The organism is Candidatus Pelagibacter sp. (assembly GCF_052049975.1).
Taxonomy (GTDB): domain Bacteria; phylum Pseudomonadota; class Alphaproteobacteria; order Pelagibacterales; family Pelagibacteraceae; genus Pelagibacter.
Genome location: NZ_JBNGYZ010000002.1, coordinates 1 through 25,177, shown reverse-complemented (window position 1 = coordinate 25,177; position 25,177 = coordinate 1). Strand labels below are relative to the sequence as shown.

Annotated in this window: 31 protein-coding genes; 9 read left to right on the top strand and 22 right to left on the bottom strand. The window is 27.8% G+C overall.

Translation table 11 applies throughout. From position 1 onward, the window contains the following. Positions 1-30 precede the first annotated feature (30 nt). Both ACTT9U_RS03755 and ACTT9U_RS03750 read right to left on the bottom strand, forming a co-directional pair. Positions 31-639 carry a hypothetical protein gene (locus ACTT9U_RS03755; RefSeq protein WP_440931856.1) on the bottom strand — a complete coding sequence of 203 codons (609 nt, stop codon included), beginning with the start codon at positions 637-639 and terminating at the stop codon, positions 31-33. A gap of 5 nt (positions 640-644) precedes the next feature. Next, on the bottom strand, positions 645-1,094 hold the full coding sequence (locus ACTT9U_RS03750) for a YtoQ family protein (RefSeq protein WP_440931855.1): 450 nt from the start codon (positions 1,092-1,094) through the stop codon (positions 645-647). Between the two features lie 136 nt (positions 1,095-1,230). Here ACTT9U_RS03750 and ACTT9U_RS03745 point away from each other — a divergent pair, with 136 nt between their 5' ends. Then, positions 1,231-2,640, top strand: coding sequence for a DEAD/DEAH box helicase (locus tag ACTT9U_RS03745; protein WP_440931854.1), 1,410 nt, complete (start codon positions 1,231-1,233; stop codon positions 2,638-2,640). Position 2,641: 1 nt separating this feature from the next. On the opposite strand, the gene ACTT9U_RS03740 is transcribed toward ACTT9U_RS03745, so the two are convergent. Beyond that, the gene (locus ACTT9U_RS03740) at positions 2,642-4,252 is read right to left on the bottom strand and encodes a hypothetical protein (protein WP_440931853.1); all 1,611 of its coding nucleotides are present in this window, start codon (positions 4,250-4,252) and stop codon (positions 2,642-2,644) included. Positions 4,253-4,443: 191 nt separating this feature from the next. Between ACTT9U_RS03740 and ACTT9U_RS03735 the strand changes: the two genes are divergently transcribed. Then, entirely contained in the window at positions 4,444-5,442 is a 999-nt protein-coding gene (locus ACTT9U_RS03735) for a hypothetical protein (protein WP_440931852.1), read from the top strand. Between the two features lie 4 nt (positions 5,443-5,446). Here ACTT9U_RS03735 and ACTT9U_RS03730 read toward each other — a convergent pair whose 3' ends face one another. From ACTT9U_RS03730 to ACTT9U_RS03695, 8 genes are all read right to left on the bottom strand, one after another. Further along, positions 5,447-6,919: a hypothetical protein gene (locus tag ACTT9U_RS03730; RefSeq protein ID WP_440931851.1), complete on the bottom strand. Its 1,473-nt coding sequence runs from the start codon at positions 6,917-6,919 to the stop codon at positions 5,447-5,449. Beyond that, complete coding sequence (locus tag ACTT9U_RS03725) at positions 6,897-7,121, bottom strand: hypothetical protein (protein ID WP_440931850.1); 225 nt, start codon at positions 7,119-7,121, stop codon at positions 6,897-6,899. Before ACTT9U_RS03725 ends, ACTT9U_RS03730 begins: the two co-directional genes overlap by 23 nt. Before the next feature lie 61 nt (positions 7,122-7,182). Continuing rightward, positions 7,183-7,803, bottom strand: a complete 621-nt coding sequence (locus ACTT9U_RS03720; RefSeq protein WP_440931849.1) for an SOS response-associated peptidase — start codon at positions 7,801-7,803, stop codon at positions 7,183-7,185. Between the two features lie 39 nt (positions 7,804-7,842). Further along, positions 7,843-8,157, bottom strand: a complete 315-nt coding sequence (gene cutA / locus ACTT9U_RS03715; RefSeq protein ID WP_440931848.1) for a divalent-cation tolerance protein CutA — start codon at positions 8,155-8,157, stop codon at positions 7,843-7,845. 2 nt (positions 8,158-8,159) lie between these two features. Further along, entirely contained in the window at positions 8,160-8,897 is a 738-nt protein-coding gene (locus ACTT9U_RS03710; protein ID WP_440931847.1) for a type IV pilin protein, read from the bottom strand. Between the two features lie 2 nt (positions 8,898-8,899). After that, complete coding sequence (locus ACTT9U_RS03705; protein ID WP_440931846.1) at positions 8,900-9,358, bottom strand: hypothetical protein; 459 nt, start codon at positions 9,356-9,358, stop codon at positions 8,900-8,902. Positions 9,359-9,373: 15 nt separating this feature from the next. Beyond that, on the bottom strand, positions 9,374-9,583 hold the full coding sequence (locus ACTT9U_RS03700) for a PfkB family carbohydrate kinase (RefSeq protein ID WP_440932459.1): 210 nt from the start codon (positions 9,581-9,583) through the stop codon (positions 9,374-9,376). Positions 9,584-9,599: 16 nt separating this feature from the next. Further along, complete coding sequence (locus ACTT9U_RS03695) at positions 9,600-9,740, bottom strand: hypothetical protein (protein WP_440931845.1); 141 nt, start codon at positions 9,738-9,740, stop codon at positions 9,600-9,602. Between the two features lie 166 nt (positions 9,741-9,906). Here ACTT9U_RS03695 and ACTT9U_RS03690 point away from each other — a divergent pair, with 166 nt between their 5' ends. Further along, on the top strand, positions 9,907-10,965 hold the full coding sequence (locus tag ACTT9U_RS03690) for a homocysteine S-methyltransferase family protein (protein WP_440931844.1): 1,059 nt from the start codon (positions 9,907-9,909) through the stop codon (positions 10,963-10,965). Positions 10,966-11,009: 44 nt separating this feature from the next. On the opposite strand, the gene ACTT9U_RS03685 is transcribed toward ACTT9U_RS03690, so the two are convergent. After that, complete coding sequence (locus ACTT9U_RS03685; protein ID WP_440931843.1) at positions 11,010-11,699, bottom strand: ion transporter; 690 nt, start codon at positions 11,697-11,699, stop codon at positions 11,010-11,012. A 2-nt stretch (positions 11,700-11,701) separates the two neighbouring features. Next, positions 11,702-12,313: an arylesterase gene (locus tag ACTT9U_RS03680; RefSeq protein WP_440931842.1), complete on the bottom strand. Its 612-nt coding sequence runs from the start codon at positions 12,311-12,313 to the stop codon at positions 11,702-11,704. Between ACTT9U_RS03680 and ACTT9U_RS03675 the strand changes: the two genes are divergently transcribed. Beyond that, the gene (locus ACTT9U_RS03675; RefSeq protein ID WP_440931841.1) at positions 12,312-12,977 is read left to right on the top strand and encodes an ABC transporter ATP-binding protein; all 666 of its coding nucleotides are present in this window, start codon (positions 12,312-12,314) and stop codon (positions 12,975-12,977) included. The genes ACTT9U_RS03680 and ACTT9U_RS03675 overlap by 2 nt on opposite strands. Beyond that, positions 12,961-15,498: an ABC transporter permease gene (locus tag ACTT9U_RS03670; RefSeq protein ID WP_440931840.1), complete on the top strand. Its 2,538-nt coding sequence runs from the start codon at positions 12,961-12,963 to the stop codon at positions 15,496-15,498. The genes ACTT9U_RS03675 and ACTT9U_RS03670 overlap by 17 nt, the downstream gene beginning before the upstream one ends. Here the strand turns inward: ACTT9U_RS03670 and ACTT9U_RS03665 are convergent, their stop codons facing one another. Beyond that, positions 15,499-15,915 carry a carbonic anhydrase gene (locus tag ACTT9U_RS03665; RefSeq protein ID WP_440931839.1) on the bottom strand — a complete coding sequence of 139 codons (417 nt, stop codon included), beginning with the start codon at positions 15,913-15,915 and terminating at the stop codon, positions 15,499-15,501. Positions 15,916-15,987: 72 nt separating this feature from the next. Between ACTT9U_RS03665 and ACTT9U_RS03660 the strand changes: the two genes are divergently transcribed. Together ACTT9U_RS03660 and ACTT9U_RS03655 are read left to right on the top strand one after the other, a co-directional pair. Next, positions 15,988-16,449, top strand: a complete 462-nt coding sequence (locus ACTT9U_RS03660) for a UbiA family prenyltransferase (protein ID WP_440931838.1) — start codon at positions 15,988-15,990, stop codon at positions 16,447-16,449. Further along, entirely contained in the window at positions 16,446-16,820 is a 375-nt protein-coding gene (locus tag ACTT9U_RS03655) for a phosphate-starvation-inducible protein PsiE (protein ID WP_440931837.1), read from the top strand. The genes ACTT9U_RS03660 and ACTT9U_RS03655 overlap by 4 nt, the downstream gene beginning before the upstream one ends. Before the next feature lie 4 nt (positions 16,821-16,824). On the opposite strand, the gene ACTT9U_RS03650 is transcribed toward ACTT9U_RS03655, so the two are convergent. The 8 genes from ACTT9U_RS03650 to ACTT9U_RS03615 all read right to left on the bottom strand — a co-directional run bounded on the left by ACTT9U_RS03650 (position 16,825) and on the right by ACTT9U_RS03615 (position 23,350). Next, positions 16,825-17,964: a glycine cleavage T C-terminal barrel domain-containing protein gene (locus ACTT9U_RS03650; protein ID WP_440931836.1), complete on the bottom strand. Its 1,140-nt coding sequence runs from the start codon at positions 17,962-17,964 to the stop codon at positions 16,825-16,827. A gap of 38 nt (positions 17,965-18,002) precedes the next feature. Beyond that, complete coding sequence (locus ACTT9U_RS03645; RefSeq protein WP_440931835.1) at positions 18,003-18,395, bottom strand: DUF4149 domain-containing protein; 393 nt, start codon at positions 18,393-18,395, stop codon at positions 18,003-18,005. Further along, positions 18,395-19,852, bottom strand: a complete 1,458-nt coding sequence (locus tag ACTT9U_RS03640; protein ID WP_440931834.1) for a deoxyribodipyrimidine photo-lyase/cryptochrome family protein — start codon at positions 19,850-19,852, stop codon at positions 18,395-18,397. Before ACTT9U_RS03640 ends, ACTT9U_RS03645 begins: the two co-directional genes overlap by 1 nt. Before the next feature lie 4 nt (positions 19,853-19,856). Further along, entirely contained in the window at positions 19,857-20,087 is a 231-nt protein-coding gene (locus ACTT9U_RS03635; RefSeq protein ID WP_440909338.1) for a DUF6552 family protein, read from the bottom strand. Next, complete coding sequence (locus tag ACTT9U_RS03630; RefSeq protein WP_440931833.1) at positions 20,088-20,435, bottom strand: heavy-metal-associated domain-containing protein; 348 nt, start codon at positions 20,433-20,435, stop codon at positions 20,088-20,090. It lies immediately after the preceding gene. Between the two features lie 54 nt (positions 20,436-20,489). Then, the gene (locus ACTT9U_RS03625) at positions 20,490-20,738 is read right to left on the bottom strand and encodes a GNAT family N-acetyltransferase (protein WP_440931832.1); all 249 of its coding nucleotides are present in this window, start codon (positions 20,736-20,738) and stop codon (positions 20,490-20,492) included. Between the two features lie 47 nt (positions 20,739-20,785). Then, positions 20,786-21,757: a DUF3179 domain-containing protein gene (locus ACTT9U_RS03620; protein WP_440931831.1), complete on the bottom strand. Its 972-nt coding sequence runs from the start codon at positions 21,755-21,757 to the stop codon at positions 20,786-20,788. A gap of 162 nt (positions 21,758-21,919) precedes the next feature. Next, positions 21,920-23,350: a helix-turn-helix domain-containing protein gene (locus ACTT9U_RS03615; RefSeq protein ID WP_440931830.1), complete on the bottom strand. Its 1,431-nt coding sequence runs from the start codon at positions 23,348-23,350 to the stop codon at positions 21,920-21,922. Positions 23,351-23,463: 113 nt separating this feature from the next. On the opposite strand from ACTT9U_RS03615, the gene ACTT9U_RS03610 reads away from it, so the two are divergent. Continuing rightward, positions 23,464-23,625: a hypothetical protein gene (locus tag ACTT9U_RS03610; protein WP_440931829.1), complete on the top strand. Its 162-nt coding sequence runs from the start codon at positions 23,464-23,466 to the stop codon at positions 23,623-23,625. Positions 23,626-23,693: 68 nt separating this feature from the next. Next, a complete protein-coding gene (gene aceA, locus ACTT9U_RS03605; protein ID WP_440931828.1) occupies positions 23,694-24,968 on the top strand; it encodes an isocitrate lyase in 1,275 nt (424 codons plus the stop codon). The last annotated feature ends 209 nt before the right edge of the window (positions 24,969-25,177 follow it).

Sequence of the window (25,177 nt, the reverse complement as noted above, 5' to 3'; positions counted from 1 at the left end):
AATTAGATCAAGTAATTCAGTCATTTTATGTTAATTAATTTTATCTAAAGTTTCTTTTAACTTGTCTTTAACTTTATCAAGAGGATCTTTTTTTTTAGTTTTTGCATTAATTGGTTTTGAGCATGTTTGTTCTATTGACCATTTTGCAACTACTTGATCATTTAATTCATAGATCTTTTTAATTTGCTTATTGTATTCTGCTTCGCTCACTTTTTTTTCTTTGCTTCTTTGAATTAACTCTTCGGTATCTTTTTGTACTTTAATCCAAACTGGATCTTTATCTAAACCTTCTTCACTAAGTGCCATTAAAATAATTTCTTTGGTATCTTTATTGGTGGCTACACCTACTCCATAAATATTATTTTTGATTTTCATTTGAGAACGATTGATAAATACTTCGTCATCTTTAACACCAAAACTTTTATCATCCCATTTATTAGAAGTGTATTTGACGTTAGTGTTATTTATTTTAGCAAGAGCAATCATCTTTTTTTCATTATTTATATACCAAACAGAAGTTTTAACGCTTTTATTGCTTCCAAGTAATTTTGTGTACTTACAATTTAGTTTATAAATTTCTGCGTATAAATTAGATGTACTTATAAAAGTAAGTAAAAAAAATAATCTTATCAATTTCATTATTTTTATTTTAAAGAGCCTTCTAAAACATATTTAAGAATACGTACTGCTTGTTCTTGATTTGAGCAAACTGCAGCTGCAGCAGCATCAACTTCTTTTAAAGCGTGTTGATGGTCTTCATTTTGAATTACAATTATAGATTTATTTAAAGCAGCAGCGTAACCTGCATCAAATGCAGCATTCCATTGCTTATATTTTTCACCAAATTTAACAATGATCACATCACAATCATTAATAGATTTCTTGGTTCTAATAGAATTAATGTTGGCCCCTTTTCTATCTTTCCAAAAGTTATTTTCTTCTGGTCCTAGTATTTCAACACCACAATCATCTGAAGAAGGGTGATCAGTTACAGGTGAGGTAAACTCAATCTTTAAATTTTGTTTCTTGCAATGATCAATTATTTCTTCTCTCCAGTTTGTATGAATTTCACCGGCTAAATATACTTTTAACATTGTTTCTCCTTAAATTTCAGTGAGCGTTATAACAAAACTTAGTTATATTGATATAATTAAAGATAATTTGATCTTTTAAAAAGATTAATTGCTATTGTTTTCAAACAGTATAAGCACCTGTTTCAACTAATAATATATGAACAATTTCAACGAACTCCCATTAGAAAACCAGTTAAAGAGCTCACTTAAATTTGCAGATTTTAAAACGCCTACACCCATTCAAAGCCAATCAATACCAATAAGTTTAACTGGAAAAGATATTTTAGGAACTGCTCAAACTGGAACTGGTAAAACTTTAGCATTTACTGTCCCTATGATTAATAAATTAATCAAAGATAAAAATGCAATGGCTCTAATTATTTGTCCGACAAGAGAACTTGCATCTCAAGTTATGCAAACAGTTACAAAATTAAATAGTAAGGAAATCAATATCAATTCAGCTCTCTTAATTGGTGGTGAGAGTATGCAAAAGCAACTAAGACAACTTACAAAAAGAACAAGAATAATTGTTGGAACACCTGGAAGAATTAATGATCATATTGAGAGAAAATCATTAAAACTTTATAAAGTCACATACCTTGTTTTAGATGAAACAGATCGAATGTTGGATATGGGTTTTACTCCTCAAATAGAATTAATTTTAAAACACATTCCAAAAAGTCATCAAACATTATTATTTTCTGCAACTTTACCAAATGACATATTAAAAATTTCAGAAAAATATTTAAAAAATCCAGAGAGAATATCTATTGGTTCAGTTTCAACTCCAATTGAGAAAATTAAGCAAGAAACTTTTCAAATAACTCCAGATAAAAAATATCATGAATTAATAAATCAATTAGTTGAAAGATCAGGTTCAATATTAGTTTTTGTTAAAACAAAACATGGAGCTGATAAAATTGTTAAAAGATTAAAATACGATGGTCATTCTGCAGATGCCATTCATGGAAATTTAAGACAGAGTAAAAGAGATCGAGTAATAAGAGGATTTAGGTCTGGTAAAAATAGAATTTTAGTTGCAACAGATGTTGCAGCACGTGGTTTGGATATTCCATTAATTCAGCATGTAATAAATTATGATCTTCCTCAAGTTCCTGAGGATTATATTCATAGAATTGGAAGAACTGGAAGAGCTGGAAAAGAAGGATCTGCTATGACTTTTTTGACTAATCATGATTATAACATGTGGAGATCTATTCAAAAATTAATTGACCCTGATTTTAAACTAAAAGAACAAGTTAAAAACCAATCAAATAAAAAGCATAAAAAATTTAAAGGAAAATTTAAAAAGAATAAAAGTAAGAAGAAATTTAATTCTAAAGATAATCGTGATTATAAAAATAAAAAATTTAAATCAAGAGAAGATTTCAGTCAAAAAGGTAGAAAATTTAGATCTAAAGAAAATCAAGATAAAAAAGGTGAAGGGTTTAAATCAAAAGATAATCAAGAACATAATAAAAAATCTAATTTTAAAAAGAAATTTAAAAATAGAAAAAGACCTAAAAACTTTATTTTCAAAAGTAAGAGAAATAAAAAAAAGAGATAAATTACTCTGTAGTTTTGTATTTACTGTTATTAATTATAAATACGAACAAGATGGGCAGTATTAAAGTTAATAAAGTTACAATAATTAACAAAATTCCAAGCTCAGAATAATCGGCTGTTGTTTGAATTTCACCTGTTACTTTATCTTTTACTTCCCTTGTTACCGTAAAGATTTCATTTAAATATTTAGTTCCCAATGCACTTGCTGATAAAGCAAGGTTTGTAAAAGAGGCAAATACCGCAAAGAATGTTGCTTTTAAATGAGCCGGTGCATTTTTTGCAATCCAAGCTAGTAATGGGATCATTGATATTTGACCAAGAGGAGACTCTAGAGCAGTATTAATAATTGCGATAAATTTAGCATCAACAACACCTCCCGTTAATGAAGCTGTCCAATTATGAAATCCATAATACATTCCAACACTTGGTAAAAATAAAATTGCACCTGCAATACTTAAAACAACTATAATTTTTGCAATTGAATTATTAGCCATAAACGGTCTTAATAAAACAATCCCAGCTAATGTTAATATTGATGCAAGTAATGATAATACTGAAAAAAATTGCTCATTAAATTTTAAAACATCAATTTCAAACCAGGTAAGACCAGGACCTGGTCCTGGCATTGCTCTAAATACAAAAATGATAACTGCTGTTCCAACAATTGTTAGTCTTAATTCCTCTGGTAGCTCTTTGATAAGTTTAAACATCAAGAACAAGATGATGATTACAGAACCAATGAAAACAATTTCTTGAGCAAGAGGAACTTTAAAAGATCCAATAGATAAAGTAAAAATAACAAAAATTAAACTTCCACCTAAGATCCACCAGTTAACTTTTGTTTTTTCTTCTCCTCTCTCCTCTTTAAATTCTAATCCTTTTGAGCTTAGCTCTTTAATTTTTTTAGTTCTCAAGTAGTTTGCTAAAACAACTCCTAAAATAGAGACAATTGGAATAATTAAAGCGTAAATATAAACAGATCCATATAAATCTATTTTTTGATCAAGTTCTAAGTTTTCTACATTTCTAAATATAATTACATTTATAAAAGCAACCAAAACTGTTCCACCAATTATCGCAAATCTTCCAAGTGTTTGCATCGTTGTATGCATTACTTTTATTTGATCTTTTGAATAATCATTTCCTTCTTCATCAGATAATGGAACTGCCTCAACAGTCATTGCATCTGCTACAACATCTTGAACAACATAGCCAACTGGAGCAAGTATCACACTGATTACAAACCAAGTTTCAACTTTTAGATATGTGGACATGTATTCTGTATGAATAATTAGTCCATACATAATCAGTAAACTAAGAGCGATCAATGATGCTCCAAAGTAAACCATATAGTTTTTTTTCTTCCAGATAAGATCAACTAAATGACCTAGTGGCATTTTAAGAGCCCAAGGAATACCGGCCCAAAAACCAAGTCCAGCAAGAAAAGCTGCAGATAAATTTAAATAATCTTTTACAAAAAAAGTTCCAACAATACCTGTCAAACCTGAAATACCAGCTGCCATGTAAACCATTAATGGTGGCAAGTAAGTCCATTTAAATTGACGACCTAAATCAATTAAAGTTGCATCAAAAAATTTTAATAACTTATTCATATATTTTACTTATTCAGTATAATGATTAATCTTAAAACTATAAAATAATTTTTAAAAATTATATAATAATCCTCATGAGTTTCTTTAATTCATTAATAAATTTAATAAGTTTTAATAATCTCTCAAAAGAAAATAAGAAGTTTGTATTTTTCTCAGAATCAAATTTTTACAAATTTCATTACATTGAGCTTATGAATAATTTGGAAACATACCAAAAAAATTCTGTCATATTAGTTACATCTGATAAAAAAGATTTCGACTTTTATAAATCAAAATTTAAAAGTTATTTAATTGAGAATAAATTAATTTTAAGAGTTTTTTTCAAAATTTTAGAATGTAAGTTTCTTATAACAACTCTGCCAGATCTTGGAAATAACTTTGACTTGTCTGAAAATTGTGAAAAGTATGTTTATTTTTTTCATTCTGTTACTAGCGTTCATAAGGTTTATACGCATTCCTCATTTGAAAATTTTGATATTATTTTAACAAATGGTGATTATCAAAAAAAAGAATTGGAATACATGGAACAGAAATATGATTTAAAGAAAAAATTAATGATTAATAATGGTAATTTTTTTTATGATTATTTAAAAAAAACTATTCATCATGAAAAACTAGAAAATAAAAAAATATTATTCGCACCATCGTGGAATCATAATGAAAAAAATTTATTTGCTGACTATTCAATAAAGATTATTGATCTTCTTTTATCAAATAATTTCAGTGTAATACTTAGGCCGCATCCAGAACATTTTAAAAGACAAAAAAAAATTATTGATGAAATTAGGTCAAAATTTATTGAAAATCCAAATTTTGAACTTGATCAGAAGATTTCCAATGTGGAGTCTATGGAAAAATCATCTATAGTAATCACAGATAATTCTGCAATTGTATTAGAATTTCATTTAATACTAAAAAGACCGATAATTTATTTGAATTATATGGATAGAATTCACAATAAAAACTTCGAAGAAATTAAAATAGAAAGCATTAACGAAGTTTTTAAAAAAGAATTTGGTAAAATTATAGACATAAAAGAATTAGATAGCCTTCCAGTTATATGTAATAATTTAATCTCAACAAACAGCGTTGATGTAAATAAAGTCACAGAATTCGAAAATACTTATATTTCTAATGTGGGAGATTCCTCACAAAAAGCTGCTGAGCATTTAATTGAATTATCGAAGTGATTGATTATTTGATGAAGTTTTTTTTTATGAAATTCACAAATATTGTTTGTAATTCAACATCCTCATTTACAGACATTGGATTTGTAAATTTATCTTTTATTGCAACTATTGTGCCTAAATTATCATCTTTATTTGAATATTTTGTGTTTCTAAATAATCGTGCCCCATGATCACCGTGAATAACAACAATTAAATTATCATTTTTACCCGCCTCCTTCAAAATAGATTTCATTTTTTTGTGAGTGCATTGTAATTGATCATAATGACCTTGGTACGCAGATGATTTGTTGTTCATCTTGTGCCTTAAAGGATAAGTCCAATCATCAGTCTTTTTTAAATTACAGTCTTTATCTAAAACATAAGGATAATGAGGTAATAAAATATGGGCAATCAAAGCCTCTCCCTCTTTAATGTTTTTTATTCTATTATGAATCTCATCTAAAATATACAAATTTGCTAATGGTCTAGAATAAAAACCATAATAACCTGGTTTGTCTGGTTTAATTATATCAATTATCTTTTTATATAAAATCACTACTTTTCCTTTATGATAGTAGTATTGGTGAAGATTTAACAAAGCTATTTCAATTCTTTCTTTGTAAGTTAAATCATATTTTTCAAATAAATTCATATTTGAACCTCTGGAATATGTTTCACATTTATGTGCTGTATGTTTATCACAAATTTCAACACCATTAGATTGAATATAAGATATCTTAAATCCATTATTTTTTAATTTATGTGAATAAAGATTTTGAATGATGCTTACTGAGAAACGATTATTAGGATAATAAAAATTATATTTTGTAATTGTCTTATCCTCTTTATGATACAATGTAAAAAGTGAACCTAAAGTTGATTTAGTTCTAGGGTAATATGTAAATGTTTTGTTATAGATTTTAAAATTATTTGAAACATAATCTTTTTCAAAGGTTTTATTGAAAATTTCATCATTGTACTGATCTGGTGTTAACTGAAGAGATGCGTGTTCATCTAAAATGATATGAAGATATGAAAATTTTGGTTTTATTAATGGATTATTATATTTACTTTGTATCTTTTCATCTAACAAAATACGGTTTTCAAAACTAAATGAAGACAAAGAAATAAAAACTATTGAAAAAACAATTGTAATCTTAGGTAAAAGTTTTCTATCTAAGGTCCAAAATTTTAAAAAGACTAATAAACACAAAATTAATATTTCTCTTAAAAACTTCTTTTCAATAAAAAGACTATCTAGAGACCAATAAGTAAGCAAAAATGTAAAGATAATAAATAAACTCCAATAAGAAAAAAATCCAATTATAAAAAAAAATACAAAAATAGATGAAAAAAAAAATAATACTTCAAATGATAAAGGATGATAATTAACAGATGTTAGGTGAGGTATAATTATTGAATTCGCAAATAAGGCTAAAGCCAAACCTTGTAAAAGCTTTGCAGTGAGATAGTTCTTACTTATCTTTTTTATCAACATTTAATTTATCATTCTTTTTTTTTGAAAAACCAAATATAGATAAGATTTTTTCTCTTATACCTTTAATAAATACAACGCAGGCTGCAATCGCACTTACAATTCCTTTTACTAAAAAAGAAACTGTTACTGGATCAATATAAGCCTGAGCTTGATTGATGGATAAGAAGAATAATAATAGAGAATATAATGAATATTTTTTCATCAGATTAATTTTTGGATAATTATAATATTTATTATTTTTAGCAAGCTTTTATAGTCAATTTCTAAATTTTCTGAATTAATGAAACGCTATTATTAGTAGGCTTATTTACATCTTTTGAAATTTGATAAAATTCTAAATCAGGCTTGTTACATTCTTTTAGAAAAGAAGATCCTGTTAATTCTAAATTCAAATATCTATTTATATCTGTCTCATTTAAAATAACAGGCTGTCTATGATGAACTTCTTGGACATTTGGTTTTGCTTCTTCTGTAATTAAACAAAACTCATCATTTTCATAAATCCCAGCTAAGAAAATGGTTTTTTTATCATTTCGCATAAAATAATAAGGAGTTTTTTCTTTCTCTTCCCTTTTCCATTCATAGAACCCATCTGCAACAGCAACACATCTATGAAGTTGAATTAATTTTTTAAATGAAACTTTTTCATCTATTGTCTCTACTCTTGCATTTGTTAAAGCTTTAAAATCTTTTTGTTTAGCCCAACTTGGAACAATTCCCCATTTTAAATTTTCTAAAGTATTACCATTTTTATATTTCTTAATTACTGGAAGTTTCTGATATGGATGAGCATTATAATTTTCATTATTTTCAACCTGAATTGCAGATTTTACTAACTTTTCAGTTTTAGCTACTGGATTAGTGACAACATATCTTCCACACATAAGTTTAATGTAAGTATTTATATGTAAAATTTAAACTGTTTATTTTGTTTGATCTATAACCCATTTTTGAAATTCTTTATGAGTATCAGAGATTGGAAATGCGCTAATTGCTGGACATTCATAAGAGTGATTGGCTTTTATAAAGTTTATAGTTTTTTTTACTTTTGATTTTGTAGTTTTTATAATCATTGAACATTCTTTATCTGTATAGGTTTTATTTTTCCAAACATAGGTTGAATAAATTGTTGGAATAATATTTGTGCAAGCTGCGAGTTTATTTTTAACTAATTTAGATGCTAATGACTTTGCACTTTTTAAATTATTAAAAGTTGAATAGATAAAATAAATTTTCAAGACTAGTAGTTAGCGTCAGCATTGATGTTGTTAGTTACTGTCCAAGGTCCGTGGTCTGTGCTATCCCAACCACAATCAGTTTGTGCTGCAGAGGCTCCGCCATCTCCTGATGCAAAATAATCTCCACCAAAAGTTTTTAATTTTACACACTCATCATTGTTTGCAGCACCATTGCAACTACCATCACCATAATGCCATCTTCCTTTATCTTTAAAATATACTATTGCATGAAATCTAGCTTTAGGAATTGGGCAACCAGCTCCTTGACCAAAACCACCATTATTTTTATAACAAGTTAAATGAATTTGTCCTGCTTTGTGACTTGATTGTCCTTGCGTATCAACAGTAATTGCTTTTTTTGTTAAGGCAAGATCACCTTTTAAATAAGGATTTCTAAAATCTTTAAAGTGTTCTTTAATTGAATGTAAAAAAGTTAAGCATGGTGTTTCTGCTATAATTTCTCTCGCATCACTCTTATTTGAGGTGGTATTTCCATCCTCATCAATCCAATTACCATCTTTATCTTTTTCTGGTATCGCTGAACCTAAATCATTTTCAGCTACAATTTGTTCAAACTCGATTGCTTTTACAACAGTAGTCCAATTTTGCTCTGCAACTTTTTTTCTACTACTATCGACATAAGACTCGTAACCTACAATACCTACACCTGCGAGCACACCAATAATTGCTACTACAACTAATAGCTCAACAAGTGAAAATCCTTTTTGAAATTTTTTCATGATTAGATATTTTCATTATTAATAGTGCATTTGTAAAAAGCAATATCTTTTTCTTTCTCTTTTTCTTCTGCATCAATATTTCTGGTTATCTCATGAATAAATTCCCCTGTTTTGTTAGTGAATACTGCGCTCTCTGAATAATTAGTTTTTGCATCAAATGCTCTAATTAAAATGATGTCTTTGTTCACAATTTTTAAATCAAGATCAGCTTTATTTAAAAATTTTGATAATTTTCTTACTTTTAAAGTATCAGGTTTTTTTGATGTAAATCTTAAATTTTTTAAATCTTTTCTTTTAATTTGATCAGGTAGCAGTGTTTTATAATTATATTCAGAATTATTAATTATTACTTTTTCAAATTTACAGTCCATTACAATATCAACATCAAAAGCAATATCGGTATTGTTTGCTAATGATTTTGTTGAAAATATTATAAAAAATATAAGTAAAAATTTTTTCATTAATTTTATTATCACTTATATTTGATAATTATCAAATTCATTTAAAGTTGGAACAGAATTAGCAGCACCTAATCTTGTTGTTGATATACCTGCAACTTTATTTGCAAATATTATTGCATCTTTAATATTGGTATCATTTGCTAAGGAATAAGCTAAAGCACCGTTAAAAACATCACCTGCACCTGTTGTATCAATTACTTTTTCTTTTAAATTATGTGACTTTATAAAAAAGTTTTGCTCATTATTTGCAAAATAAGCACCCTTTTCCTCCTAGTCCAATTTTATAATCATTTCCTAATATTTTTTGACCTTTAGAAGGTATATCTTTTCCAAAAAAAACCAGATCTGCAACAAAAATACCAAGGACTGAAATTGAGCTCATAATTAATATTAAATTAAAGAGTAACTAAAAAAAACTTTTAAAATATTGGTGAATTTGATAAGAATCTTGTAGCGCTGATTTAAAACAAATTGCTGGCGCTTAAAAAAATACGCTAAAGCGACATCTCAAAAATTGCCGCTGAAGTTATAAGAAAGGATAAATGTATATGTCTAATAAATTAGTAGATCGTTTAAACAAAGGACCTGTTATTTGTGCTGAAGGTTTTTTATTTGAGATTGAAAGAAGAGGTTATATGGCCTCTGGAGAATTTGTACCGATGGTATCTTTGGATCATCCACATGTTCTTGAAAATCTTCATAGAGAATTTCAACACGCTGGTTCTGATGTGGTGGAAGCATTTACTTACAATGGTCACAGAGAAAAAATGAGAGTGATCGGTAAAGAAGAGTTACTTGAGCCATTAAATAGATCAGCATTAAAAATTGCAAAAAAAGTTGCAATGGATACACCTGAAGGAATGGCTCCAAATTTAATGGCTGGAAACATTTCTAATTCAAACATTTGGAAAGAGGATGACAAACAAGCTCAGCTAGAAGTTGAGAAAATGTTTTCTGAAATGATTGGTTGGGCAGTTGATGAAGGCGCTGATATGTTAATTGGTGAAACTTTTTATTATGCAGAAGAAGCTTTCAAAGCTTTAGAGATAATGAAAAAGTCAGGTCTTCCAACAGTACTTACTATTTCTCCAATGGGTGAAAATAAAATGAGAGACGGCATGTCAGTTGTTGATACTTGTAAAGAATTAGAGCAACGTGGTGCAGATGTAGTTGGTTTAAATTGTTTTAGAGGACCAGAAACAATGATGCCGTACTTAAAAGAAATAAGAGCAGCAGTTAAGTGTCATGTAGGAGCACTTCCAATTCCTTATAGAACAAGTGATGCCCACCCTACTTTCTTTAATCTTCCAGATTATGATAACTGTAAATGTCCTTCTCCACATGGGAGAACATTTCCAACTGCACTAGATCCAATGTTCTGTAATAGATATGAAATGGGTCAGTTTGCAAAAGATGCTTATGATATGAAGATAAATTATCTTGGTGTTTGTTGTGGTGCTAATCCAATGTTGATTAGAGAAACGGCTGAAGCAGTTGGATTAAAAGTTCCTGCAAGTAAATATAGAGAGAATATGGAAAATCATTTCATGTATGGAAAAAACAAGAGAATTCCTAAACACATGACTGATTACGGGAACAAAGCTTAAAATATTTGATGTTAAGCGTAGCTTTTATTAGTTACGCTTAGCAACTATAGTTTCTTTTGATTTATCACAACATCTACTAAGACAGCTATCAACAAGTTTAACATTGTAATTCCACATATAATAATAAAGCTAAAGAAATAAATCCAAGCCCACCAATATATATCTTGTAAAGGTAGCATTACTTGTTCCCAACTTGATAGAGTTAAAACTTGAAACAAAGTAATCATTGAAACCCCTAGATCACTCCAACGCTCTGGGATATCTTCGCTAAATAAAATTGATCCAATAGTTGCATATATATAAAGAATGATGAATAGAAGAAGAGATACATAAAACACTCTTTTTACCGAGTTAAGTAAAGCCTCAATTATCTTTTTAAGTTCTGGTATAACCGAAATAATCCTTAAAACTCTAAAAACTCTAAGTAATCTTAAAAGTAAAAAGCTAGAATTATTAGGAATTGGAATTAAAGATATAATTACAATTGTTGAATCAAATATATTCCATCCACTTTTAAAAAAATCTTTTTTATTAGGCTCTCCAATAAAACGAATAACAATTTCTATAACAAAGAAAACAGTAATTGAATAATCAAGATAGTTTATTAATTTTTTTGTTAAATCACTTAAATCGTAAGTATTAACTCCAATTGTTATTGCATTTAAAATTATAATTGAAATTACAACAAATTGAAAAATTCTGCTTTCTTTTATTTTATATAAAGCCCCATTCATAATTATTTAATATTATTGATAATACTTTTTTGCAAAGTTTTACTCATTACCATTGTACCATCTTTATTAGGATGAATGCCATCTTGTTGATTTAATTTTGGATTTAAAGCAATCCCCTCAAGTAAAAATGGAATTAAAGGTAAATTATATTTTTTTGCTAAATTTGGATAGATTGCATCAAAATTATTTTTGTAAGTTTCACCGTGAGTTGTTGGGGCAATCATTCCTACTAAAATAACTTTTATATTTTTATCTTTTGCGATTTTAATGATTTGATCAAGATTTTGTTTAGTTTCGTTAGGTTGAATACCTCTAAGCATATCATTTGCACCAAGTCCTAAAATCATAAGATCAATTCCAGGTTCTGATAAACTCCACTCTGCTCTATTCAAACCTCCGGAAGATGTGCTACCAGATACACTGCCATTAATAATTTCAACTTCAAAGCCTTGTTGTTTCAAATTATTTTCTAAAACTAATGATAAATGGTGTTCTTTAGGTAAACCGTATCCTGCCATTAAACTATCGCCAAATAAAATAACTTTTTCTATTGCAGATACCTTAAAGGTCAGTAAAGAAAGTATCAGTAAATTATAAATAAAAAATTTTTTCATGAGCACACTTCTTAAATTAAAAAAAGTAAATCTCAAATACCAAACAGGTAAAGATAGCATTAATGTGCTTAAAAATATTGATCTTACAACTAAGAAAAAAGAGACAATTTCAATAGTTGGTGAAAGTGGATCTGGAAAAACAAGTTTAATTATGCTTATTGGTGGCCTTGAAAAAGCAACCTCAGGTAAAATTTTCTTTCAAGATCAAGACATTACTAAATTAGATGAAGATGAAGTATCCGAAATTAGAAAAAAACATATTGGTATTATTTTTCAGTCATTTTATTTAATCCCTAATTATACAGCTGTAGAAAATGTAGCTTTAACGTTAGAGTTAAATAAATTTAATAATCCTGAAAAAGAAGCAAAAAAATTATTAGATAGATTTGGTTTAAGTCATAGGTTTAACAATCTACCTAGCCAATTATCTGGTGGAGAACAACAAAGAGTAGCGATTGCAAGAGCAATTGCAATGAAACCAGAATTAATTTTAGCAGATGAACCAACGGGTAACTTAGATACTGAAAACTCATTAATGATTTCAGATATTTTATTCAAATACGTTAAGGAAGAAGGCTCTTCTTTAATCATGGTAACACATGACCCTAAACTTGCTAATAAAGCAAAAAGAAAAATCAAAATTAAAGATGGAAAAATCAAATAATTCATCTGAATATAATCTAATTTTTAAATATGCTTTAAAAGATTTAAGCAGAAATTATAAAAAAATTTCTAGCATAATTGTTACACTTTTTATTAGTTTATTTATTCTAAGTGCAATTTTTACAATTGAAGACAGTTTAAAAAAAGAATTAAATGATAATGCTAAATCTTTATTAGGTGGAGATATTGAAATTGATTATAATCGTAATCAAGGAAATCTTGAATTAGTTAATAAAGTTAAAGATTTTGCAACTATTTCTCAAATGATTGAGTTTTCTACAATGATCTCAACAATTGATAGAGAAAAAAATAAATCTTTATTTACGAGAATAAAAACAGTTGATGAAAAATATCCTTTATATGGTGAAGTTTTATATGAACCTGTTGGTGCTTATGAAAGAATGCAAAATGAACCAAATACAATTTTAATTAATGAAAGTTTATCAAAAAATTTAAATCTTAAAATTAATGAAAAAATAAAAGTACAAGATCAATTATTCACAATTATTGGAATTGTAAAATCAGTTCCTGATGTAAGTGGCTTTGTTGCATTTGGTGATTGGGCACTAGCAGGAAAGCAAACTTTAGAAATTTTAAAACTTAATGGTATCGGAAGCTTTTTAAACTATGAATATAAAGTTAAATTTAATGAAGAAGATAATATCGATCAACTTGAGAAAAGGATTGAGACAATCTTTAAAGATGATGAAAAAGTAAAACTTCGTTATCCAGAAAATTCTGCAAGTGGATTAAAGAGAATTATTAATAATTTTTCTCAGTTCTTATCTTTAGTTTCAATAAGTGCGATGCTAATTGCAGGTATTGGAATAGCTAATACTCTTCTTTCATTTATAAATCAAAACAACATGTCCATTGCTGTTAGAAAAGCAGTTGGTTTTTACTCATCAAATATTAAAACTTTATATTATCTTCAATTACTTATTTTATTGTTTGTAATAACTGTTTTTGCTTATGGATTTAGTTTTTTTATAGTACCCATTGTTGATCATTATTTATCAGAAGGTTTAGGATTAAATGTAAAACCTATTTTATCTATTATCAATTTTATAAAAATATTTTTAGTTGGATTATTAGTGCTAATTATATTTTCTATCCCAACCATAAGTTCAATTGATCAAGTAAAAGCATCAAATCTGTTTAGAAATGTATTTCAAAATTTGCAATTTTATTATTCAAAAAAGTCTGTTGCTTTAAGTTTTGTATTATTATCTATCTTGGTATTAATTTTTACGATTGGTTCAGAAAGACCTTCTTATAGCCTAGGATATTTTGGAGCATTTTTTGTCTGCCTAATAGTTTTCTTTTTATTATCTAAATTAATCATTTTCTTTTTGAAAAAACTTAAAGGAAAATCAAATATTTCATTAAAAGTATCAATTAAAAATATTACTCATTCAAAAAGTATTACACCTATTACAATCATGTCTCTTGGATTAGGGGTGACTTTGTTATTAACTTTAGCTTTAGTTGGAACAAACTTTAAAAGAGAAATAGCTAAATCTATTCCTGATATTGCACCTGATTATTTCTTTGTTGGTATTCAAAAAGGCGAAAAAGAGAAATTTGAAAATGGTATTTTAAATATGGATCCAACTGCCAATATTGAAATTGTACCAATGGTTTCCTCGGGAATTTCAAAAATAAATGGCATAAATCCAAGTACTTATATTACTCCAGATAATGATAGCCATTGGGTAATTGAAAGTGAGAGAAGATCGTCATGGAAAGATGATATTCCAGAAGATAATCCTTTAACTGCTGGTGAATGGTGGGATTTATCAAAACCAGATGAACTTCAGATATCTTTAGATGCAAAAGTTGCAAAAGATTTCAATGTAAAACTAGGAGATGTCTTTACTTTAAATATTTATGGAAGAGAAATTGATGGAACAGTAGTTAATTTTAGAGCGGTAGATTATAGAGATCTAAGTATTAATTTTGCAATGTTATTCAATCCTCAATTTGCAAACAATATCCCGCATGAGTATTTAGCAACAGCCAAATTTAATGATGTAAATAAATTTGATGAAACAAACATGCTTGAGGTTTTGCCTAGCTTGTCAATGATTAAAATTGCAGATTACCTAAATAAAGTAACTGCAGTATTAAATAAGGTATTTATTGCTGTAACATTGATTTCTGCTGTAACAATTGTAATTGGGCTTATAGTGATCTCAAGTGCAATCATGGTACAAGGAAAAGTAAAAGAGTATCAAAACTTAGTATTTAAGATTTTAGGTTTTTCAAAAAAAGAAGTTGTACTTTCATCATTAATTGAATTTTTAATTATATTTAAGTCAGTAATATTAATAGCTATATTCTTTGCAGTCATAGGCTCAAAATTTATAATGGAAAAAATATTTGAACTTGTTTGGCAATTTGATTTTAAAGTTTTGATTTATCTTGGTTTTTCAATTGGATCAGTAACATTATTATTAATTCTTCTTACAAACCTAAAATATTTAAGTCCTAAAGTTTATCCAATGATAAGAAATCAATAGTTATTTAAACTTTTGAACTTTTTTATCTAAGCCCATCAAATTAAAATCAACTTTTAATTTTGGAAATTTTTTCTTTAAAATTTTTTTTAATGATTGAAAAGAAGTTTTGTGAATGTGATTTTCATTTGTTAAAGAAAACTCTTTTTTGCCATTAGCAATTTTAGCAGCCCCACAATCTCTATGATTAATCACAATCAATTTTTCAATTTTATGAAGCTCAATAGATGTTGCTAAATTTTCAATAAAAGTTGCATGCCATTTTTTGAATTTGCTATGAGTAACCCCTACTGCAGCACCTGCAATAGTGAAGGCACTATATTTTCCTTTCAAACCTTTTTTATTTAAATAATTAAAAACTAATGGCTGGAATCTTGGATCCATACAAGATAACACCATCGCTTTAAATTTTTTACTCATATGTAAGTAATTTATACATATTTAATTAATTTATTTAATATTAATTTAATAATTAATGACTAGAATCATATTATGGAAAAATTAAAAAACTGGATGGTTGATAGTGCTAACATCTTATTTGATGATAGCAAAAATGATCTAAGATCTTTACCAAGATCGGTAAGATTACAAATATTATTAGTTTTAAGTTTTATTTGGACAACAGTTTTTAGCCTTTATATTTTTTCATACACAACATTTGCTTTTGGATGGGCAGGATTATTTATTGCACACATAGGTTTAATTTTTGCAGTTTATATGACGTTCAAACAGTTTCATCGTGCCGAAGCTCAATCAACCAGTGTGTTCAAGGCAAAAAATTACGATCCATTTAAAATAATGATCATTGTTTTTGTAATTGTCTTTATATTTGTATTTTCAAAAGGAATTGAAGTTTTAAACAACACTAATTCATATACGATTAAATATGATGGTCCTGATAAAACAGCAGCAGAAAAATGGTTGCCGTTTACTCAAAAGAAAAAAGATAAATGAAAGATTTAATTAAAAATTTACAACTTGGATTATTAGTTGTTATTTTAATCAGTACTGTAATTGCAGTATTTCTTGAAATTTCAAGTATGTATCAATTAAGAGATATTACTCTTGCAGATTTATTATTGATGTTTCTTTATTTAGAAGTTTTAGCAATGGTGAGAGTTTTCTGGGAACAACAATCAATAAGTATTACTTTACCTTTATTAATTGCAATAACAGCTCTATCTAGATTTATTATTCTTCAAGGAAAGGAAATGGATCCTTCATCATTAATGTATGAAGCAGGAGCAATATTATTAATAGCTATTGCGATCGTTGTAATGAGATTTAGACACAGTTCAAAACTTGGATTAAATAAAAAAAAGTAATTACTTAGCTTAAAGCTATTTTCTTTTTGGGGTCATAAAAAGGTTTTTCAACTATAGTAGATTTAAAATTCTTATCTCCAATTTTTACATCTAGTTCTGTACCAATTTCTGAATAATCTATATTAACCATAGCTAATGCAATGTTCTTTTTTAATCTTGGTGAATAAACAGCTGAGGTAACTTTACCAATCTGTTTATTATCTTTTAATATTTTCCAAAAAGTAGTGTTAGGTCCTTTTAAAGGTTCACATTCAATTATAATCCCAGCTTGTTTTCTTTTTATTCCGTCTTGTTTTATTTTTTTTAAAGCATCTTTTCCAATATAATTAACGTCCGTATCAAAACTTACTAATCGATCTAATCCAACCTCAAATGGGTTAGTATAAATATCTGCATCAGCATGATAAGAAAGCATTGCACCTTCTATTCTTCTAATTGATGATGTGTGGCCTGGTTTTAAATTATAATTTTTTCCAGCTCCCATAATTTTTTCCCATAAATCATCTCCTTTAGAGCCATCTCGTAAATAAATTTCATAACCTAGCTCACTTGACCAGCCAGTTCTTGATACAATCAAAGGTATTCCATCTAAATCATATTCTCTTAACCAATAATATTTTAAATCATTTATACTATCACCAAATAACGTTTGCATTATTTTGCCTGAGTTTGGTCCTTGAAGTTGTAAAGGTGAAACATCAGGTTCAGAGATTTTAACATCCAATCCTGAATTAATAGCAACGCCTTGAGCCCATAATAAAATATCGCTATCTCCTAAAGATAACCAAAAATGATTTTCTGCTAATCTTAAAAGTACAGGGTCGTTTAAAATTCCACCTTCATGATTAGTAATTAAAACATATTTGCATTGCCCAACAGATAATTTTGTAAGATCTCTTGGCGTGAGTAATTGAATAAATTTATACGCATCTGGTCCTGTTATTTCTACTTGTCTTTCAACAGCCACATCACATAAAATTGCATCATTAATTAAGTTCCAAAAGTTTTCTTCAGGACTGCCAAAATTCCTTGGGATATACATGTGATTATATACTGAAAAATCTTTTGCTCCCCATCTAACGGTTGCATCAAAATATGGAGATTTTCTAATTTGTGTTCCAAAACCAAATTCTTTTTTTATCATTAGAACTTGTAGAAGATTGAATAGAAAATTAAAAGAAATTAATTTCTAATTAATAGAAATATCAAAATCACTATCTGGATTAAGTTAATAATAACGCTTAGTGCATGTGAATACTTGAATTTATTATCTTGATTAGTATCTCTAAATTTATTGATCAAAGGCATTAAGATAAAATTTGAAATGGCAAAAAGTATTCCAATAATAGATATGAGATAAAATTCTAAATCAATTAATCCTAGATAAATATAATTAATGATAGCAATTAAACATAACCCTAAATTTACTGAATAATAATATGGAAAGATATTTCTTATAAAAACTCTGGCATTTTTCTCATCTAAAGATTTAAAAATTATAGGAGCAATAACAAATGAAAAAAATAACATTATCCCAAGTATTCCAACTGATAAGTAAATACTAATCTGTTCCATTATCTCCTGCTTGAAAGACTTGCATGTTTAATTAATATTTGATCAGCAATAATTTTAGCATCTCTTGATTTTTTAACATTCCAAATTTTATCTTTTGCAATTTTTGTGTTGACTTTATTATCCACAATTGGCACTGGATAGTCTTTTCCTAATTCTAGATTAATACTTTTTTGATCTATATATGTAAGCTTCCATGGTTCATGAATTAGTTTACCTTGTACTTCTTTTAATTCTGGAACCCATTTCTTAATAAATTCTCCTGTTGGATCTTGATCAATTGATTGCTTAATGGGATTGTAAATTCTTATTGAATTTATGCCAGTTGTTCCTGATTGCATTTGGAATTGTGAATAATGAATGCCTGGTTCATAATCGGTAAATACTTTTGCCATATGTTTTGACGTTTTTTTCCAATCTAACCATAACTGATATGAAGCAAATGATACTAGCATTGCTCTCATTCTAAAATTTATCCAGCCTGTTTTATTAAGATATCTCATGCATGCATCAATAAATGGATAACCTGTATATCCAGCTTTCCAAGCTTTATAAAAATTTTCATTAAAATCATTTTCTCTTAAACCGTCATAAGCAGAATTAAGATTTTTATATTCTAATTCAGGTTCATCATATAATTTTTGTATAAAATGACAGTGCCAAGCAAGTCTACTTTTAAATGCTACTAAAGATTTTTTGCCTTTGTAAGAAAGATCCTCTTTTAATTTTTCAAATGTTTTTTGATAAATTTCTCTTAATGATAATGTTCCATAAGTGATATGAGGGCTTAATCTTGAGCATGAAATTTCACCTGTAATTGGAGATGACATTTCTTTTTGATAATTTTCTGATCTGGAATTAAGAAATGTTGTTAATAAATCTATAGCATTAGATCTTCCACCTTTTTGAATAAAATCAGTATTTATTTCATTCGTTTTAACTGATGAGTATTCAATACCATTATCATCTGATAAAAAATTACATTTGATTTCTTTTTCAATAATTTTAGAACTGATAAATGAATTCCAATTATTGGCCCATTGATATCTTTGCCGATGATTTAATTGAACACCAAATTGATTTATATAATTCCAGTTAATATTTTTACTATTAAAAAATTCTAAACATTTTTTATCTAAATCATTTATGTATTTATTTTTGAATATGATATTAGAATAAATTTCATTGATCTTAAATTTATCAGTTAAGTGTTTTAAAATTTCTAAAGTTTCTCCATAGTAAATATTTATTTTACTATTAAACTTTTCTTTAAAAGTTTTATTCAATTCTCCTAATGAATCTTTAATAAATTTTAAATGAAATGAGCTTGAAGTATCTAAAAGATAATAATCTTTATCAAATATGAATATTGGTAAAACATCGCCATTAGAACAAGCTTCTTGAAAAGCTTGATTATCATTTACTCTTAAATCATTTCTGAACCAGAAAATTTTTCTCATTGGATTAATTGCTAAATAAATACCCGCTAACAATTGATGCTAGTGCGCCTATGTGAACAACCATAATTGCTTTATCTTTCCACATAACTCCCACAGCAAACCAAAGAAAAATTCCTACAACAAAGAACCCAACATTAATTGGATAAAGACCTAAACCTGTAAGACCGTATCCAATTAGTTGAATAACTGTAGCAATCCATTTTACGATATCTACAGTTTTAATATTCTTTAACAATTAAAACTTCTTAAGTGTAATAACGCCGTCTGCAGCTGTTCTAACTTGTTCGTCAACTTTTACAATTTTACCTGTTGAAAATCCGACACCCTCAACAACATTTTTAAAATCAACTTCAGTTAAGTTAGTTGTACCTTCAAAACTTACAACAGCAACATTTTCTGGCCAAGAAACATCGACAGTTGCTTTGGTTCCAGCTTTTTCAGTTAAAGCAGCTTCAACTTTTTTCTGACATTCCATACAAACCATACCATTAACTACACCAACTAACGCTTGTTCAGCTTTTGCAATGGTTTGAATAGAAATAAACGTCACAAATAATAATACTATCTTTAATAATGATTTCATAAATACTCCTTAATTCTTGGATCTTATAGGGCATTCAAAAAAAATTTAAATAAATTAATTTAAATGAAATAATTTTCTTCCAAGAGGACTTATAGGTTCTTGGGGTATTAGAGTTTTACCCAGTTTTTGCTTAGTTATTTTAAGTAACTTTTTTGCTAAACCTTTTTTTCTAAAAATAGGATTTACAAATATATATTCAACCTCACCACTATTGTCATATCTAATAAAACCTAAAGTAGTGTTTTGATTCTTAAAGGTAATAACACCATCTGTTTCAATTATATCATAGTTTAAGTTTAGCATGGCAAATATATGGTAAGAAATGTTGTTATTTAAAGAGACAAAAGGTCTTATCTATTTTGAATTACTTTTTTTCCATCATGAAAAGCATGATAAACAAACGCGAAAGTATAATCGTAAACAATATCTTGTAATATTCCATCGACCTCTTTTTGAACTCTGACAAAACCTAAGTCTCTGCCTTCTTTAATTTTACCTTCTTCAAGTGCTGAATTTAGACCTTCTGACCAAGTAATAATAATCCCATTTTGTTTAATAATCTTTTCTCTTTGAATTAGTGATAATGAATAAGCAATATCTTCAACAACAATTACATAATCCATTGGATTTATGTCTTTAGGTAAGCCACCACTATAAAGAAATGGAAACCCCGATTTATCATAACCTACATATGGATTGTCCCCATATCTTCTAGCTGCGTTACCTTTTAATATCTTAATCTCATATCCTTTATTTTTAATAATATTTAAAGCTTCCTCAAAAGAGACAATTAAAGCTGGTATTTTTTCTAATTTTTTACCCGCTAATTCACCTACAATTCCTTCACCGTTGAATTGTTGCCACCAGGTTTCAGTTTGTCTGTCATACATTATTAAGTCTGATTTTCTTAATCTACCAGATGTACCAAAATCTAAAATTTGATCTTCAAACCTGCGATCAAACACTATTGAAGCGTTACATAAAGGACAATATGTGACAGAAACTGGTACCCTGCCAACTTCATCATTTACTATTTCATGCCAAGTTAAAACTCTAATTGGATAAATTTTTGCCTCATTATTTATCTCTAAATAAATTACTGGTTCATTTAAACCCATACTAATATCCATCTTTTTAAATTTAGGATTATCAATTGGAGGTATTCCATCTCTTGGTGGTCCTCCTGAAATTATTTCGTCTAAAAAAATAGTTTTATTTTGAAAATCATTTTTTGGAAATTCAGCTTTTGCTCTTTTTAAATCAAATGCAAAAAGATAGTTTGAATGAAATAATATTAAAATAACCAGGATAAATTTTTGCATTTATCCTAGTAATATAACAAGGTTGAAATAATGCCAATAATTATAAGGAAAATAGTAATGACAATATAATTAATTTTAATGTTAAATTTTTTATAGATAAATTCATTTATCTTTTCCCAAAACAAAACAATAAGAAAAACTATTACAGCTGGAATTATAAATTTAATCATTATCGTTTACGTATATTGATACACCTCTTGTATTAATATCAACATCAAATTTTTTATGTAAAGGTGGAAATGCTCTTTGCGAACAATCTAATCTATCACAAGTTCTACAAGATACTCCTATTGGAATTTCTGTTGACTTATCATTTACATTTGCATTTTCAGTATAAACAAAATCTTTTGCATATTTAGCATCACACCCTAATCCTATTGATAAAATACTTCTTGCCTGACCAAATCTTCCAACACCCTTTTCTACTGTTCTTGCAATACAAACATATTTTTCTCCATTAGTCATTTTACTTACAGCTGCCTGAATAACACCTGGTCTTGTAAAAGCTGAATAAACATTCCATCTTGGACAAGCTCCACCATATCTTGGAATTTCAATTCCTGACAATGAAAATCTCTTAGAAATATTTCCTGCCATATCAACTCTTAACATATGAAATGGAATTCCTGGTAACTTTGGATCTTGCAGGCAAGTTACTCTATGCGCTACTTGTTCAAATGATGTTGCAAAAGTATTTTGTAATAACTCTAAATCATATTTTAACTTTTTACATTCTGCATGAAACAATTTGTAAGGCATTAAAATTGCGGCACCGCAGTAATTTAATAATGCTACTTTTGTTAATCTTTTAGATTCTTCACTTGGAAATTTAAATTTAGATAAATATTCATCAATTTCTTTACTAGCGCCCTCTTGTGCTATTTGAGCTGCTGCATGTAATTTTTTAGTTTCTAATGAACTATAATCACTTAGTAATAATTCTTTTTTATTTTTTAAATAAATTTTTGAAAAGGGCTTGTCTTCTGTTGGAATGATATCTTTAACTGTTATTGAATATTCTTTTTTTAAATAATCACATAATGCAATATATCTAGTTCTATTATTTTTTTGTACTTTATTAAAAACTTTATTTGCAAATTCTTCTAGTTTTGGAAAATAATTTTTATTTTCTTGAATAAAATCTGAAATAACTTCACCTGGAAAAGAGTTTTTTCTATTATCTACAATTTTTCCAGATATCTTTTCAATTTTATTTATTAGTTCATGGTCTTTCTTTTTTAAAATATCACCAAGTCTTACTATTGCTTTTCCAATTTTTGGATTTGTACTTACTAAATCTTTTACTTCTGGTCCTAAAATATCTAAATCTTCAAACAAACTATCATCTAAAATTTCTGAAACTGTGTTTTGTAAATTAACATCTGCTTTAGATGTAAGATCAGATAATTGGATATTTAGAATCTCACAAACTTTTAATAGTAAATCCCCATCAATTTTTCTTTTTCCACTTTCAATCAAATTTAAATAACTAGGAGAAATATCTAAATCCTCAGCTAATTTGTTAGCTTGTAATCCCATTTGTCTTCTAAAAGACTTGATTTTTGGCCCTATTTTTAAATCAAATTGACTCATTTTTACTATTTGTAAATTTTGTAAATTTAATTTTACAAAATATTTAGTTTATTTACAAGGCTTTTTGTCGATTTATCTTTAATTTGTAAATTTTGTAAATTAAAAGCTTCAGTATGAGCACAAAATTAAATAACAACGAAAATTCGAACCAAATCGTTAAAGCTGAAGAGCATACTCATCACCAAAACAAAGGTATCTACATGAGAGATGATCATTGCGATTGGGGTTCAAGTGGAATTAACGACCTTACTAGCAAAGACCAAGAAGCTAAGTAATCGTAACCTCCCCTTAAAGTAATTTTCAAAAACAATTTTTTTAACAACTAACAGATAGGATAGCCCTAATGAGTGCAGAAAATGTATCATATGATCTAAAAAGATTTGCCGGTATACAAAGAGATTATTCACCTGAGGAGGTTGAGAGATTAAGAGGTTCAATCAAAATTGAATACTCAATGTGTAAACACCAATCTCAAAAGTTATGGAATTTATTAAATTCTGAGCCATATGTTAATACTCTAGGATCGTTATCTGGAAATCATGCAGTTCAACATGCAAAAGCAGGGTTAAAAGCTATTTACTTAAGTGGATGGCAGGTAGCTGCAGATGCTAACAGTGCTGGAGAAATGTATCCTGACCAGTCATTATATCCATATGATAGTGCTCCAAAATTAGTTGAGTCTATGAACAATGCTCTAATTAGAGCAGATCAAATTCAACACATGGAAATTCAAGACGGTGACATGAAAAAAGAAAACCAAGTAGATTACATGCTTCCAATAATTGCTGATGGTGAAGCTGGATTTGGTGGACCATTAAATGTGTTCGAACTTGCTAAAAAATTTATTAAAGCTGGTGCTGCTGGTGTTCACTTTGAGGATCAATTAGCTAGTGAAAAGAAATGTGGTCACATGGGTGGTAAAGTGTTGGTTCCAACAGGAACAATGGTTAAGAACTTAAAAGCTGCAAGATTAGCTGCTGATATTGCTGATGTACCATTAATTATATTAGCAAGAACAGATGCAAATGCTGCAAAACTAATCACAAATGATCATGATGAAAATGATAAACCTTTCTTAACAGGAGAAAGATCTCCAGAAGGTTTTTATTATGTAAAACATGGTATCGATCAAGCTATATCAAGAGGGCTAGCTTATGCGCCTTATGCAGATCTAATTTGGTGTGAAACAGCAACACCTAATCTTGAGGAAGCTAAAAAGTTTGCAGATGCAATTCATGCAAAATATCCTGGAAAATTATTAGCATACAATTGTTCTCCATCATTTAATTGGAAAAAACATTTATCTGATGCAGAGATTGCTACATTCCAACAAGAAATTGGTAAAATGGGATACAAATTCCAATTTATTACTCTTGCAGGATTTCATACGCAAAATATTGCAATATTTGAACTAGCAGAAAAATATAAGACTGAAGGTATGACTGCTTATTCTAGAATACAGCAACAAGAATTTGCTAGAGAAAAAGATGGTTATACTAGTGTAAAACATCAAAGAGAAGTTGGTACATCTTATTTTGATGCTGTATCAAACACAATCAGTAGTGGACAAAGCTCTACAACAGCTATGTCTGGCTCTACTGAAGAAGAACAGTTTTAAAAACTATAATTCTTTCCCCTTTCTTAGTTTTTAAAGGCTCACAATTTTTAATTGTGGGCCTTTTTTTATAGTATAATCAAAATTATTAATTTGAAATTGATTTTAAAATGTTATGAAAAAAAAGAGGAAATAAATTTATATTTAATAATTTTAATAAAAATTATTCTATTAGATATTAGATTTTTTAAATCTTACTGTATATATCCTAT